Annotated in this window: 11 protein-coding genes; 6 read left to right on the top strand and 5 right to left on the bottom strand. The window is 69.9% G+C overall.

Translation table 11 applies throughout. The features are described 5' to 3' along the window. Positions 1 to 58: 58 nt before the first annotated feature. The 4 genes from HPC46_RS04980 to HPC46_RS04995 all read left to right on the top strand — a co-directional run bounded on the left by HPC46_RS04980 (position 59) and on the right by HPC46_RS04995 (position 3,771). On the top strand, positions 59 to 1,210 hold the full coding sequence (locus tag HPC46_RS04980; protein ID WP_179467420.1) for a 4-hydroxybenzoate 3-monooxygenase: 1,152 nt from the start codon (positions 59 to 61) through the stop codon (positions 1,208 to 1,210). A 60-nt stretch (positions 1,211 to 1,270) separates the two neighbouring features. Further along, positions 1,271 to 1,765, top strand: a complete 495-nt coding sequence (gene tpx / locus HPC46_RS04985) for a thiol peroxidase (RefSeq protein ID WP_179467422.1) — start codon at positions 1,271 to 1,273, stop codon at positions 1,763 to 1,765. A 7-nt stretch (positions 1,766 to 1,772) separates the two neighbouring features. Then, entirely contained in the window at positions 1,773 to 3,143 is a 1,371-nt protein-coding gene (locus HPC46_RS04990; protein WP_179467424.1) for a DUF1254 domain-containing protein, read from the top strand. Positions 3,144 to 3,390: 247 nt separating this feature from the next. Next, positions 3,391 to 3,771 (top strand): hypothetical protein, encoded by a 381-nt coding sequence (locus HPC46_RS04995; protein WP_179467426.1) that lies wholly within the window; start codon positions 3,391 to 3,393, stop codon positions 3,769 to 3,771. 8 nt (positions 3,772 to 3,779) lie between these two features. Here the strand turns inward: HPC46_RS04995 and HPC46_RS05000 are convergent, their stop codons facing one another. Beyond that, the gene (locus tag HPC46_RS05000; protein ID WP_407665473.1) at positions 3,780 to 5,885 is read right to left on the bottom strand and encodes an ATP-dependent DNA helicase UvrD2; all 2,106 of its coding nucleotides are present in this window, start codon (positions 5,883 to 5,885) and stop codon (positions 3,780 to 3,782) included. 53 nt (positions 5,886 to 5,938) lie between these two features. Here HPC46_RS05000 and HPC46_RS05005 point away from each other — a divergent pair, with 53 nt between their 5' ends. Further along, positions 5,939 to 6,190 carry a mycoredoxin gene (locus HPC46_RS05005; RefSeq protein ID WP_005140603.1) on the top strand — a complete coding sequence of 84 codons (252 nt, stop codon included), beginning with the start codon at positions 5,939 to 5,941 and terminating at the stop codon, positions 6,188 to 6,190. Here HPC46_RS05005 and nudC read toward each other — a convergent pair. After that, complete coding sequence (nudC, locus tag HPC46_RS05010; RefSeq protein WP_179467430.1) at positions 6,187 to 7,107, bottom strand: NAD(+) diphosphatase; 921 nt, start codon at positions 7,105 to 7,107, stop codon at positions 6,187 to 6,189. The two genes, HPC46_RS05005 and nudC, sit on opposite strands and share 4 nt — an antisense overlap. Positions 7,108 to 7,111: 4 nt before the next feature. Continuing rightward, on the bottom strand, positions 7,112 to 8,185 hold the full coding sequence (locus tag HPC46_RS05015; RefSeq protein ID WP_179467432.1) for a potassium channel family protein: 1,074 nt from the start codon (positions 8,183 to 8,185) through the stop codon (positions 7,112 to 7,114). A gap of 78 nt (positions 8,186 to 8,263) precedes the next feature. Between HPC46_RS05015 and HPC46_RS05020 the strand changes: the two genes are divergently transcribed. After that, a complete protein-coding gene (locus HPC46_RS05020; protein ID WP_179467434.1) occupies positions 8,264 to 8,674 on the top strand; it encodes a DoxX family protein in 411 nt (136 codons plus the stop codon). Here the strand turns inward: HPC46_RS05020 and HPC46_RS05025 are convergent. Continuing rightward, positions 8,649 to 11,882 (bottom strand): ATP-dependent helicase, encoded by a 3,234-nt coding sequence (locus HPC46_RS05025; RefSeq protein WP_179467436.1) that lies wholly within the window; start codon positions 11,880 to 11,882, stop codon positions 8,649 to 8,651. The two genes, HPC46_RS05020 and HPC46_RS05025, sit on opposite strands and share 26 nt — an antisense overlap. Then, positions 11,879 to 15,001 carry an ATP-dependent DNA helicase gene (locus HPC46_RS05030; RefSeq protein ID WP_179467438.1) on the bottom strand — a complete coding sequence of 1,041 codons (3,123 nt, stop codon included), beginning with the start codon at positions 14,999 to 15,001 and terminating at the stop codon, positions 11,879 to 11,881. The genes HPC46_RS05025 and HPC46_RS05030 overlap by 4 nt, the downstream gene beginning before the upstream one ends. Positions 15,002 to 15,044 lie beyond the last annotated feature (43 nt).

Genomic DNA, 15,044 nt, shown 5'->3' on the forward strand with positions numbered 1-15,044 from the left:
GTATCCGCTGGCTGTTTATCGGTGGGCGGCAGCTGCTCGGCATCCCAAAGTGGACCGTATGGATGAAACAGAACGAACGGTCGTCGCAATCGTCGGCGCCGGCGTCGCCGGACTCTCGTTGGGAAACTTCTTGCTGCGCAACGGAATCCCATGCATCGTGGTGGAGAAACACAGCCGCGACCATGTCGAGGGCCGCCACCGTGCCGGCGCACTCGACGGCTCGGCGGTAGGCCTGTTCGGCGAGTGGGGTCTTGAGGAAGTCGTCGAAGGCCAGGCCGTCGGCGACCGTGGATCCGAGGGTGCGCCGCTGCGGATCGACGGCCAGGTCCGGCAGTGGACCCTGGGCGAAGACGAAGCCGACGGCGTCTTCTGCCCACAGCAGGTGCTGGTCCGCAACCTCATCGCCGTCTTTCTGCGTGACGGCGGGGACATTCGCTTCGGAGCCGACGACGCCCGTCTCGACCCCGAGCGCAGTGTTCTGCACTACCGGGACACCAGCGGCACCACAGTGACCATCACCAGCGACTACATCGCCGGCTGCGACGGCGACCGCGGGGTCAGCAAGACGTCGATCCCGGCCGGCGTGCTGACCACCCACTCCCATGAGCACGGCTACGCGTGGCTGGCCATGCTCGCCGACGTCCCCGCCGACCCTCCGGCGGTCATGGCCATCCATAGCCGCGGCTTTTCCGCGCAGATCACCCGCGGCCCGAACAAAAGCCGCTTCTACCTGCAGTGCGCACTGACCGACAGCCCCGAACAGTGGCCCGACGAGCGCGTGTGGAGCGAACTCGAGACGCGGTTCGGCGAGCCACTTCCAGCGAGGGCACCGTTCACGGACAAGCAGATCGTCCCGATCCGGAGCGTCGTGCACAGCCCCATGAGCTACCGAAGGCTCTTCCTCCTCGGGGACGCGGCACACATCGTGTCGCCGATGAGCGCCAAGGGAATGAGCCTCGCCCTCCACGACGCCGACGTGTTCGCCCGCGCCGTGATCCAGCAAGTGCACCACGGCGATCCCGGCCCGCTCGACAGCTATTCCGAAACCTGCCTGCGCCACATCTGGAACGCCCAGATCTCTGCGGTGTGGATCACCGAGGTGATGCACAACGCCGGCGACGCCTCCCACGCAGGTGAATTCCGCAAACAACTGGCCCGCGCCGAACTGGACCGCATGATCGACGGATCCACCATGGGCGGGGTTTTCTGACGGTGCCAGGCAACCGACCCGGCCAGCGGCCGCCCCACCGGCCCTGACAAACTGATTGCCATGGCACAGATAACCCTGCGTGGAAACCCGATCAACACCATTGGAGACCTGCCCGCCGTCGGCACCCAGGCCCCCGCCTTCGACCTGACCGGCACCGACCTCGGCTCCGTGAGCAGCGGCCAGTTCGATGGAAAAGCTTTGGTGCTCAACATCTTCCCGTCGGTCGACACCCCCGTGTGCGCCACCAGCGTGCGGACGTTCAACGAGCGCGCGGCGGCCACCGGCGCGCCGGTGGTGAACGTGTCGAAGGATCTGCCGTTCGCACAGAAGCGGTTCTGTGGTGCCGAGGGCATCGAGAACGTCGTGACGGCGTCGGCGTTCCGCAGCAGCTTCGGCGAGGACTACGGCATCACGATCACCGACGGACCGATGGCGGGCCTGCTCGGCCGGGCCGTCGTGGTCGTCGGCGCCGACGGCAAGGTCGCCTACACCGAACTGGTGCCCGAGATCGGTCAGGAGCCCGACTACGACGCAGCACTGGCCGCACTGGGCTGAGCCCACCATGACCTCGGGGACCGACGGTTCCCCGGCCACCCCGGCCGGGGAGCCGCTCACCCTCGGAGACGTCAGGACCATCGCGAAACAGGCCTACACGTACGGCTTTCCGATGGTGGACACCTACCGGGTGCAGTACTCCTACTTCGTCGATTCGCACAGCCCGGAGTACAAGGGCGACTGGAACCAGGTGCACAGCGTCGCCCGCGTCTTCACCCCGGCCGACACGGCCATCCAGACGCCCAACTCCGACACGCCCTACTCGATGCTCGGCGCGGATCTGCGCGCCGAGCCGCTGGTGCTGACCCTGCCGCCGATCGCGCAGGATCGCTACTTCTCGGTGCAGTTCGTCGACGGCTACACCTACAACTTCGCCTACCTGGGCAGCCGCACCACTGGCAACAGCGGCGGCACGTACCTCTTGGCCGGCCCGGGCTGGACCGGCGACAAACCGGCCGGCGTCGACGAGGTGATCCGATCCGACACCGACTTCGTTCTGGCGCTCTACCGCACCCAGCTCTTCGGGCCCGACGACGTGGAGAACGTCAAGAACATTCAGGCCGGCTACACGGTGCAGCCGCTGTCGGCTTTCCTCGGCCAGCCCGCTCCCCCCGCCGCGCCAGCGATCGACTTCCCGGTGGCGCTGACGCCCGACGACCAGAAGACCTCGCCGACGTTTTTCGAGCTGATGAACTTCGCGCTGCGCTATGCACCAGCGCTGCCGTCGGACACAGCCGTGCGTGACCGCTTCACCGGCATCGGGGTCGCGCCCGACGGCACCTTCAACGCCGCCTCGCTCAGCCCGGAGATGCACAAGGCGATCACCGACGGCATGGCCGACGCCTGGTCCGAGCTGGACACCTTCAAGACCGCCGAGCTCGACACCGGACAGGTGACCTCAGGTGATCTGTTCGGCACGAAGGACGAGCTGAAGGACAACTACCTCTACCGGATGGCCGGGGCGGCACTGGGGATCTACGGCAACTCCAAGGCCGAGGCCATGTACCCGATCTACGCCACAGACGCCGACGGCCAGTCACTGACGGGGGCCAACAGCTACACCCTGACCTTCCCCGCCGGCCAGCTGCCGCCGGTGAACGCGTTCTGGTCGCTGACCATGTACAAGCTTCCGGAAAGCCTGCTGGTGCACAACCCGATCAATCGGTATCTGATCAACTCCCCGATGCTGCCCGGCCTGGTGAAGAACCCCGACGGCAGCCTGACGCTGTACCTGCAGAATCAGTCTCCGGGCCCGGAGAAGGAACCCAACTGGCTGCCCGCTCCGCCGGGACCGTTCGCCGCGATCCTTCGGCTGTACTGGCCCACGCCGGACGCCTTGAGTGGCGCCTGGCAGGCGCCGAGGCTGGTGAAGGCCTGAGCTGACGGCAGGCCGTACGAAATGACGTCAACCACAATCTGATTCATCACCGCAGCCGGCTACCGGCAGGAGTCGGATTTTGTCGCGTTGACTGCGGCGGTTGCGTGATCGGCTCCCCCGACGCCCGTTTGCACTCGGTTGGGCGTTCACAGCGCTACCCTGGGTGAACAAACGGTTAACGAAGGGGTGCTGAACAATGAACACACGGCAAATTGTTCGAACCATCGGGCTGGTAGCTGGGTCCGTCGTGATCTCACTCGCCGGGCTGCCCCAGGCGACGGCGTGGGCCGACGGCGAATCCGGGGCGGTGACTGGCGCGGGCTTCGGGCCCTCCGCCGGCGTCGGCGACGCGTCGAGCTATACGGGGGGTTCGACGTCGAACAATCTGTGCAGCGAGTCGCCGACATCGGCAGGCGCTTTCCCGGCCAACATCTGCGCAAACGCCTCGGTCGGAGTCGGGGGGCCGTCGAGCTACACCGGCGGCGCCACGGTGAACAACCCGGGCGGCACGGCGAGCCTCGGTGTCGGCGACGTCAGCAGCTACACCGGCGGCGGAACCCCCGGAATCGCCGATAACGGGACCAACTCCACCACCAGGACGGTCAACTACGGCCCCGGCCACCCCTGACCGGCCCGCTATCGGCGGGCGCGCACCAGGTCGAGCACGTCCGGGCCGAACTGCTCGAGCTTGCGGGCTCCGATGCCGGGGATCGCCACCAGCGCCGCGTCGTCCGACGGCAACGACTCGGCGATCGCGATCAGCGTGTTGTCGGTGAAGACCACGTAGGCAGGAACTTTCAGTTCCTTGGCGGTGCGCAGGCGCCAGTCCTTGAGCTGGGCCAGCAGTTCGTCGTCGACGTCGACCGAGCATGTTTCGCAGCGGCGCAACATGATTGACGGTGCGGTGGTCAACACCGCATTGCACACCCGGCAGCGTGGGGTGGCACCCTTCTGGCGGCGCGGCTTGTTCGGCGTCGGCTCGGACTGGGCCTGCGGCGCGATGCCGTTGAGGAACCGTGACGGACGCCGACCCTGCCGCCCACCCGGCGTGCGGGCCAGCGCCCAGCTGAGCTCCAAATGCACTCGGGCGCGGGTGATTCCGACATACAGCAGGCGTCGCTCTTCCTCCACCGCCTCGCTGTCCGGGCCATGGGCCAGCGCGTGCGAGATCGGCAGCGTGCCGTCGGCCAGACCAACCAGGTACACCGCGTCCCATTCCAAACCCTTGGCGGCATGCAGCGACGCCAACGTCACCCCCTGCACCACGGGTGGATGCCGGGCGTCGGCACGCACTCGCAGTTCGGCCACCAAGGCGGGCAGGTCCAACTGGGGACGCGCAGCCACCTCGTCGTCGACCAGTTCGGCCAGTGCGGTCAGCGCCTCCCAGCGCTCCCGCGCCTTGGTGCCGGCCGGTGGTTCGCCGGTCAGCCCGAGCGGTTCGAGGATCTGTCGCACGATCTCGGGCAGCGGGCTGTCGGTTTGGCGTTCCGCGGCGCGCTGCAGCGCCACCAGGGACTGGCGGATCTCCTGGCGGCTGAAGAACCCCTCGCCGCCGCGCACCTGGAACGGGATACCGGCCTCGGTCAGCGCCTCTTCGTACGCCTCGGATTGGGCGTTGATGCGATAGAGCACCGCGATTTCGGCTGGGGCCGTTCCGGATTCGACGAGCCGCTTGATCGAACGCGCGACAGCGGTCGCCTCGGCGACCTCGTCGGGATGCTCACGGAAGGTCGGCGACGGGCCGGGCTCGCGCTGACCGATCAGATGCAGCTTGCTACCGGCGACCCGACCCCGCGCGGCAGCGATCACCCGGTTGGCCAGCGACACCACCTGCGGCGTGGAGCGGTAGTCGCGCTCCAGGCGCACCACCGTCGCCTCGGGGAACTGCCGGGAGAAGTCGAGCAGGAAGCGCGGCGAGGCACCGGTGAACGAGTAGATGGTCTGGTTGGCGTCACCGACGACGGTCAGGTCGTCCCGGTTGCCCAGCCACGCGTCGAGCACGCGCTGCTGCAGCGGGGTGACGTCCTGGTACTCGTCGACGACGAAACACCGGTAACGGTCCCGGAATTCGGCAGCCACCGCCGCGTCGTTCTCGATCGCTCCGGCGGTGTGCAGCAGCAGGTCATCGAAATCGAGCAGTGCGACCCCGTCGCGGTTGGCCTTCAGTTTTTCGTATCCGGCATAGACGGTGGCGACCTTGTCGGCGTCCAGCGGAATGTCGCGCTGAACCTTCGCGACCGCCGCGGCATACCCCTCAGGACTGATCAACGAGGCTTTGGCCCACTCGATTTCGCCCGCGAGATCGCGAACGTCGTCGGTGCTGACCTGCAGCCGGTTGCGGCTGGCGGCCTGCGCGACGACGGAGAACTTGGTGTCCAGCAGCTCCCAGCGGGTGTCGCCGACCACCCGCGGCCAGAAATACTGCAGCTGACGGCGGGCCGCGGCGTGGAACGTCAGCGCCTGCACGGAGCCGACCGCGACTCCGTCGCCACCGGCATCCATGGCACGCAACCGCGCCCGCATCTCACCGGCGGCACGGGACGTGAACGTCACCGCCAGCACCTGGCCGGCGGCGACGTGACCGTTGGCGACCAGGTGCGCGATGCGGTGGGTGATGGTGCGCGTCTTACCGGTGCCGGCACCGGCGAGCACACACAACGGCCCGCGAGCGGCCAGCACGGCTTCGCGCTGTTCGTCATCGAGGCCGGTCAGATGATCGACGGTCACCGGCATGCGGTCCATCTTGGCAGGGGGTGGGGACATTGCACGTCGGCGCTCCGCTAGGTTCGTCTCTCATGAGTGGCAACGATCCCCAGCTCACCATGTACTCCACCGTGTGGTGCGGCTACTGCAAGCGCCTGAAGACCGCACTGAAGTCGGCGGGGATCTCCTTCGCCGAGGTCGACATCGAGCACGACCCGGCCGCCGCTCAATTCGTGATGTCGGTGAACAACGGCAACCAGACCGTGCCGACGCTGAAGTTCGCCGACGGCAGCGCGCTGACCAACCCCAGCCTCAAAGAAGTCCAGGCGAAGCTGGCGTCTTAGTCCTGGGCCGCCCAGGATTCGATGATCTCCCGGGCGATCGAGATCGATCCCGGCAGCAGCAGCCGCGACGACGACTCGCTGTTCCAGTCGCCGTGTTCGAGTGCCTCGCGCACCTCGGCCCGGGTGAACCACGCCGCCTCGGCGATCTCGCCGTCGTGAAAGACGAACTCCTGCTCGGGATCGCCGATCGCGTGGAAACCCACCATCAATGACCGCGGGAACGGCCACGGCTGGCTGCCCAGGTATTCGACGTCGGTGACCGACAGGCCGACCTCCTCGGCGACCTCGCGCACCACGCACGACTCGAACGACTCCCCCGCCTCGACGAATCCGGCGAGCAACGAGAACAGCCGCTGCGGCCACACCGTCTGGCGGGCCAGCACCGCGCGGTCATGGCCGTCGTGAATCAACACGATGATGGCCGGATCGATGCGGGGGAATTCCTCGTGGTTGGTCAGCGGGTTCACCCGTGACCAGCCGCCCTTGATCGCCTTGGTCGGCGAGCCGTCGAGTGGGCTGTACCGCGACTGGTCATGCCAGTTCAGCAAGGCCAGCGCCGAGGCCACCAGCTGGGCACTGACGTCGTCGAACACCTGGCCGCCGCGGCGCAGATCGGAGACCTCGGCCTCGGCACCGTCCTCGGGGGCTTCCAGCGCGGCGCGCACCGCCCACACGTGGCGGTCGTCGGCCAGCCGGCCCAGGAACACCGCATCGCGCGGCGGCGTGTCGCCGAGCTTGGCCGCCGGCCCCAGCAGCACCCGGCCGTCGGCGATCATCACCTGGTTGCGGTGGTCGACTCGCAGCACCGCGGCATCGGCCCAGCCGGCGATCGCGGCGTCGACGTCGGTGCGCAGATGGTCGGCACGGTCGGCACCCACCCGGGACAGCAGCGGAACGTTGCGCAGTCGGAATGTCACGCCGTCAGTCTCCGGCGCTGCGGACGTAGAGCAGCCGGTCGGTGGGCTCCAGCGCGTCGACAATAGGGTCATCGACGCGCAGCAGCTTGCCGTCGCGCATCACCCCCAGGACGATGTCGGGCAGGTGCCGCGGGGAACCGCCGACCTCCTTGTGCTCGACCTCCCGCTCGGCGATCGCGAAACCGGCGTCCGGTGTGAGTAGGTCCTCGATCATTTCCACCACGCTCGGGGCACTGGTGGCGATGCCGAGCAGACGGCCCGCGGTCTCCGAGGACACCACCACCGAGTCGGCGCCCGACTGGCGCAGCAGGTGCTGGTTCTCGGCCTCCCGGACCGAGGCGATGATCTTGGCTTTCGGCGCCAGCTCCCGCGCGGTCAGCGTCACCAGCACCGCGGTCGGGTCGCTGTTGGTGGCGACGATGATCGAATTGGCGTGCTGGGCGCCGGCCAGCCGCAGCACATCGGACTTGTTGGCGTCACCGCGCACGGTGACCAGTCCGGCGGCGTTGGCCCGGTCCAGTGAGGCCTGGTCGGTGTCGACGACGACGATGTCGGCGGGCGCGACGCCGTCGCCGATCATCGCGGCCACCGCCGTCCTGCCCTTCGTCCCGTAACCGATGACGACGGTGTGGTTGCGCACGCTGTTCCTCCAACGCTGGATCTTGAGAGCCTGCCGCGACGCCGTGGTCAGGGTTTCGACGGTGGTACCGACCAACACGATCAGGAACGCCACCCGCAACGGCGTGATGACCAGGACGTTCACCAGGCGCGCGGTCTCGGTGTAGGGCGTGATGTCGCCGTAGCCGGTGGTCGACAGCGACACCGTGGCGTAATACAGGCAGTCCAGGAAGGTTAGCGGCCCGTCGCGGACGTCGCGATAGCCGTCCCGGTCGAGGTAGACGATGATCACCGCGGCGAACAGCGCCGTCAGGGCGTAGATCAGCCGGCGGGCGATGCGACGGCCCGGGCTGACGAACTTCTCCGGGATGTGCAGATAGTCGACGAGCGCGCTGTCCGGCTTGGCCGCCAGGTTCTCGTCGATCGCCTCGAGCCTGCGCCGCAACCTACCCTTGGCCACGCGACTCCGTCATCGTGTCCGACCCTCTGCGCCCCAGACCCTCTCGCCCCAGTGCCACCACTCCAGCATTATGTACCCATGCCGACGACGACTACCGAACTCGAACCTTCACGCAGCCCCAGCCAGCTGCCCGCCTACCGCGCCGCGCTGATGCTCATCGGCATTGGCGTCGGGCATTTCGTGGCGCCCAAGCCCTTCGATGACATCGTGCCCGCCGAACTACCGGGCGACGCCCGGTTCTACACCTACGCCTCCGGCGTGGCCGAGGTCGGCATCGGGACCATGTTGTTGGTGCCGCGGACGCGCCGTGCTGCCGCGCTGTTCGCGATCGCGTTGTACCTGGCGGTGTTCCCGGCCAACGTCAACATGTGCCGGCTGTGGAAGGACAAGCCGTTGCCGATGAAGTTGCTGGCGCTGGCCCGGCTGCCGCTGCAGGTGCCGATGATCACCCAGGCCATCGCGATCAGGCGCAACGCTCCGAAGTACTAGAGCGGGCCAGCAGCGCCACCAATTCGTCTGGGCCAGGCAGGTTTTCCGGCCTCACGGTGGTGTTTGCCCGCACATAATGGAACGCCGCGCGCACCTCTGCCGGCGGGCAGCCCTTCAGCGCCGCCCACGCCAGGCGGTACACCGCGAGCTGCACGGCGGCATGCCGTTTCGCGTCCTCGTCGGCCGGTGGTTCGCCGGTCTTCCAGTCGACCACGGTCATGCCGCCGCCGGCGTCGGCGAACACCGCGTCGATGCGGCCGCGCACGACGGTGTCGCCGATCGCCATCTCGAACGGCACCTCCACATCCACCGGGGTGCGCGCCGCCCATTCTGATCGGGTGAAGGCGGTCTGCAGATCCTCGAGTTCTTCGGTGTCGCCGGCCGTGCCGTCGACGGCACCGGGCAGGTCGTCGAGGTCGAAGAGCCGCTCCGCGCCATAGAACCGCTGCACCCACTCGTGGAAGTCGGTGCCCAGGATCGCGTGCGGGTCCGGGCGAGACGGCAGCCGCCGGGTCAGCCGGCGCAGCGCGGTGGGGTCGCGGTCGAGTTCGACCAGCGCGCTGACCGACAGCTGGCCGGGCAGTTCAGCCGGCGACGGTGTGGCGACGCGGGACCTTTCGGCCAGCAGCGCGTCGACGTCGGCCGTCCAGCACTCGGGATCCTCGCCGGTGTCGGCGACCTCACCGGCGAGTGCTTTGCGCACCAGCGCGGCGCCGTTCTCGATGTCGGCACGTTGCCTACCGAGCGGGTCGGCGGGCCAGATCGCCTCACGGACGCTGTCGCGCAACGGGTTCCGCTCGCCTTCGGCGGGAGGCGGGGCCCACTGCTCGACTTCGCCGCAGGGTTCACCGGCGCTCGCCGCGCGGTCGATGATGTCTTTGATCTCGTGCAGGAAGTCCGACGGCCCGCGGGGTTTACTCTCGCTGGCGCCCCAGTGGTGACCGGACAGCAGCAAGGTGTCCTCGGCGCGGGTGATCGCCACGTACAGCAGCCTGCGTTCCTCGTCGAGGCGGCGCTGCTCGAGCTGATTGCGGTGCGCCATGATGGCGTCGGACAGCGCTTTTCGATCGTTGACGTGTGCGGTATCGAGGACCGGAACCCCATGCAGACCTTCGGCCGCCCGGTCACCGCGCAGCAGCGGCGGCAGATCGGCGGGATCGGTGAGCCAGCTGCGCTTGGCGGCGGTCGACGGAAAGACCCTGGCGGACAAGTGCGGAACGGCCACCACCTGCCACTCCAGCCCTTTCGCGGAGTGGACGGTCAACACCTGAACCCGCCCGGTCGCCACGCTGACTTCGGCGGGGGCCAGCCCGTTCTCCACGACCTCGGCCGCGTCGAGATAGGCCAGCAGACCTTCGACAGATGCGCGCGGGCGCGCCGCGTAGTCGGCGACGACGTCGGCGAAGCGGTCCAGGTGCTCGGCACCGGCCCAGTCGGCGGCGACGGGCCGGGCGGCCCGAACCTCGACGTCGACGCCGAGGGCGCGACGCACCTCGCCGACGAGTTCGGTGACCGGGTGACCCAAAAGCGTTCTCAGCCTTGCCAGTTCGCCCGCCAGATCGATGATGCGCCGATGACCCTGCTCCGAGTAGGCCGTCGCGGGGCCCGGATCGGCCAGCGCGTCGGCCAGGCTCGCGGTGTCGGCATCCGGCGCGGCCGAGGCGATGATCTGCTCAGCACTCGCGGACGCGGGCCGCGAGCCGTCGAGCGTGACCGCGCGGCGCCACAGCGCCGCGAGGTCACGCGCGCCCAGCTGCCAGCGCGGCCCGGTCAGCACCCGCATGGCCGCCGCCCCGGCGGCCGGGTCGGCGACCAGCCGGACCATCGCGACCACGTCGGCGACCTCCGGAATGGACAACAGCCCGGCCAGGCCGACCACTTCCGCCGGAACACCGCGTGCGGTCAACGCCTCGGCGATGGGACCGGCATCGGCGTTGCGGCGCACCAGAACCGCGGCGGTCGGCGGCTCGTCATCGGCGGCCGCGGCCGCCGCATACCGCTCGGCGATGTGGTCGGCGATCCAGTCACGTTCGGCGGCCACGTCATTGAGCAGGGCGCACCGCACCGTGCCCGGGTCGGCACCGGGGCGGGCCTCGAGCGCGCGCACTGCCACCGACCGGCGGCGGGCTTCGGCCGACACGGCATTGGCGACATGCAGTGTGCTCGGCGGGTTGCGCCAGCTGGTCCGCAGTTCGAGGGTGGGTGCCGGTGAACCGTCGGCCTGCGGGAAGTCGGTGGTGAAGCGCGGCAGGTTGGTCGCCGACGCCCCGCGCCAGCCGTAGATGGACTGGATCGGATCGCCGACGGCGGTCAGCGCCAGACCCTCGTCGGCGCCGGCACCGAACAGCGAGGACAGTGCGATCCGCTGGGCGTGGCCGGTATCCTGGTACTCGTCGAGCAGGACGACCCGGAATCGTGCCCGCAGCTGCTCCCCCACCTGCGGGCAGGCCGAGGCCAGCCGCGCCGCCGCCGACATCTGCGAGCCGAAATCCATCACCTTGTCCGCGCGCATCCGGGCGTGCAGCGCGTCGATCAGCGGCACCAGCGCGGTGCGTTCGGTCTGGGTGGCCAGCATGGCCAACAACCACTGACTGGGGCCGCGGTCACGCTGGTAGCGCCCGGCCGGCAGGTGATGGACCAGGCGCTCGAGTTCGGAGTGGGTGTCCAGCAGTTGGTCGGTGTCCACGAGGTGCTCGGCCAACTCACCGGAGAGCTTGAGCACCATCGCGGTGACACCCGTGGGATCCTTCTCGGTGTCCAGCGGACCCGGGTAGCCGCTGACCACCTCGAACGCCAACTGCCACAACTCGGTTTCGCTCAGCAGCCGGGCGTCGGGCTCCACCGGCAACAGCGGGCCGAACTCGCGCAGCAGGGTGCCGGCGAACGCGTGATAGGTGCTGACCGTCGGCGCACCCTGCTGCGCGGGACCGCCGAGATGGCCGGCCAGCCGGGCCAACCGGGACCGCACCCTGCGCAGCAGCTGCCCGGCCGCCTTGCGGGTGAAGGTCAGGCCGAGGACCTGGCCGGGGTCGGCGAATCCGTTGGCCACCAACCAGACCACCCGTGCGGCCATGGTCTCGGTCTTGCCCGCACCGGCACCGGCGATGACGACCAGCGGTCCCGGCGGTGCGGCGATGACCGCGGCCTGCTCGTCGGTGGGGGTCGGAAGGCCAAGGGCCTGAGCCAATTCCGTGGGACTGTAGGTCATGGCTGCTCCGTTCGCGGTGCGGTGTGGGCGGGGCAGGCCGCGCGCATCGGGCAATGGGTGCACCCGTCGTTGACGCGGGCCACGAACTGCGGACCCGCGGTGGCTCCCGCCACCTGCTGCACGGTCTGCCGCCACTGGTCGATGCTCTCTGCCGTCAACGCCGACTGCTCGCGCTCGGTCGCGCCCGACGCATTCGGCTTGGCGACGTACACCAGCCGCCCACCACCGGGGCGCTCGCCGTGGGCAAGCGCTCCTTCGGCGACCGCCAACTGGTAGAGCGTGAGCTGGGCGTGGCGTTGGGCCTCATCCTTGGTCACCGGACTCTTGCCGGTCTTGACGTCGACGATCACCAGCCGGCCGTCCGCGTCCCGCTCGAGCCGGTCGACCCGCCCGCGCACTCGAACACCGGGCAGGTCCCCGTCGGGGGTCGCGATCACGCCGTCGATGTCGATCTCGGTGCCGATCTCGGTCAGCTCGTGGCGGGTGCCCGCCCGCCACGCCACGAACGCCGCGAGCATGGCCCGGTGCCGGGCCAGCTCGTTGTCCGCGTACCACGGCGAGTCGAATGGGAGTGTGCTCCACAGTGTTTCGAGCTTGGCGAACAACTGCTCGGCGCTGCTCGCCGAATCGGCGATCAGCGCGTGCACCACCGAGCCGAGGGTGGAGCGCAGATCCCTGGCGTCGGTGCCGCCGTGTCGCTCGGCCAGCCAGCGCAGCGGGCAGTCGGTGAGCGTCTGCAGCGTCGACGGGCTGAGCGTGACGGTGTGCTCAGCACCGCTCCACAGCGGCTCGGCCGTGCTGACGGCCGTCATGCCATACCACTGCGCCGGGTCGGCTCCCGCAACTCCGTCGGCTGCAAGACGTGCCAATTGTTGTGCTGCCGTGGCACGTTCACCGTCGGACACGGTGCCAGCCGGAGCGCAGACCACCGCGCGCAGCCGGCCGACGACCGCCGCCGGTGCGAGCACCGGCGGCGCGACGGCCGGCACGGCAGGCTGTACATCGGCAGTGGCGTACTCCGCGAGCTCAGCGACGAACGGCGACGGCAGCGCAGCGTCGTCGCCGGCGTCGCTGTCGACCGCGGTGATCAGCAGGCCGCGCCGCGCGCGGCCCATCGCGGCGATCAGCAGCCGGCGTTCCTCGGCCAGCAGCGGAGCCCGTGCCGACACGTCGTCACCCAAGCCGTCGAGCACGTCGAGCAGCCGCTGGGTGCCCAGCACGCCGCCGCGCGGTGTGGTGTTGGGCCATAACCCGTCCTGCAGCCCGGCGATGACCACCACGTCCCAGTCCCGGTCCAGCGCCGCGTGCGGGCTGAGCACCGCGACTGCCTCGGCCGCCGGGGAATCAGCGCTGACCGGTGGAAGCTGCAGTCCCCCGACATGATCGAGCAGACCGCTCAGCGACGCGCCGGTGGTGCGCGAGACGTAGTCGTCGGCAATGTCGAACAGCGCGGTGACGGCTTCGAGGTTGCGGTCTGCCAGCGCGCCCTCGGTACCGCCGCGCTCGGCCGCCGTCAGCCAGCGCCGCTGCAGCCCGCTGCGCTCCCAGGCCTGCCACAACGTGTAGCGCGGGTCGCGGTGTCGCCGGTGTCCGCGCCCGGCCGCCGCCAGCACCGCCCGCACCCGGTTCACCGGGCGGGCCAGTGTTGCCGGCAGGTCGACCGGACCCGCGGTCAGGGCCGCCACCAATTGCTCACCGAACTCGCCGGAAGAGTTGCGGCGCAACGCCCGACGCAGCTGACGCAGCGTCACCGGGTCGACCCGGCCGATCGGACCGGTCAGCAGCGACACCGCCTGCTCGCCGTCGAGACCGTCGGCGGTCGCGGCCAGTACCGACAGCAGCGCCCGTGCCGCGGGCTGGTCGGCGATCGAGCCGGCGACCTGTGCCGCGGCGACCGGGACACCGGCGCCGGCCAATGCCCTGGGCAGCGCCGCGGCAGCAGAGGGTGAGCGGACGATCACCGCCAGCTGGGACCACGGCACGCCGTCGACGAGGTGAGCGCGGCGCAGCGTGTCCGCGATCAGCGCCGCCTCGGCATGCGCCGAGCCGGCCACCCGCACGCGTACCGATCCGTCGTCAGCGGAGTTGCCGTCCAGCCCGCGCCACGCCGTGTTGCCGGGGAGCCCCGCGGCGATCCCACTGATCGCCGCCGCCACCGCGGGTGCGCACCGGTGCGAGCGGGTCAGCTGGACCATCGGGGTGTCGGCGGCGGTCAGGATCGCCGGATCGGCGCCGCGGAAACCGAAGACCGCCTGGTTGGGATCCCCGGCCAGCAGCGTGCGCTCGGCACCGGCGGCGAGCACCCGGACCAGCCGCGCGGCCTGCGGATCGAGGTGCTGGGCGTCGTCGACCAGCAACAGCCGGACCCGGGACCGTTCGGCGGCCAGCAGCTCGGCGTCGGACGCCAGCGCTTCCAATGCGGCGCCGACCAGCTCGGCCGCGCCCAGCGCGGGCACGGTGGCCTGCGGCGCGGCGGTACCGACAGCCGCGCGCAGCAGCATCACCTGTTCGTACTGCTGGGCGAACCGGCCCGCGGCTGCCCACTCCTGCCGCCCGGACAGCCGGCCGATACGTTGCAGCGCCAGCGGATCCACCCCGCGCTCGGCACAGCGGGCCAGCAGATCGCGCAGTTCGGTGGCAAATCCGGCAGTGGTCAGTGCGGGGCGCAGCAGCTGCGGCCATCGCGATGCCGATGCGTCCCCGTCGTCGAGGTCGCCGGCGAGTAGCTCGCGAATGATGCCGTCCTGCTCGGCCCCGGTGACCAGGCGCGGCGGCGGATCACCCGCACGGGCCGCGGCCTGTCGCAGCACCGCGAACGCGTAGCTGTGCAGCGAGCGGACCAGCGGCTCACGCACCACCGCACGGCACGGTTCGCACGAGCGCGCCGCCAGCAACTCGGCGGTCAGCTTGCCACGGGTAGCGGCCGCCAGCCGTCCCGAACCCGTCAGCAGCAGAACCGATTCCGGGTCGGTCCCGGCAGCGATGTGCGCAGCGGCCGCTGCCACCAGCAGGCTGGTCTTGCCGGTCCCCGGCCCGCCGACGACCCGCACCGTGCCCCGCAGTTCCGGGCGCAGCACATCGGCCGGCTCGATCACCGGGGCCAGCAGGGCGGTCGTCATGCCGGTATGTCACCAGAGGGCACCGACAAGTTCTGCGAACTGG

Source organism: Mycolicibacterium vinylchloridicum, from assembly GCF_013404075.1.
Classification (GTDB): Bacteria; Actinomycetota; Actinomycetes; order Mycobacteriales; family Mycobacteriaceae; genus Mycobacterium; species Mycobacterium vinylchloridicum.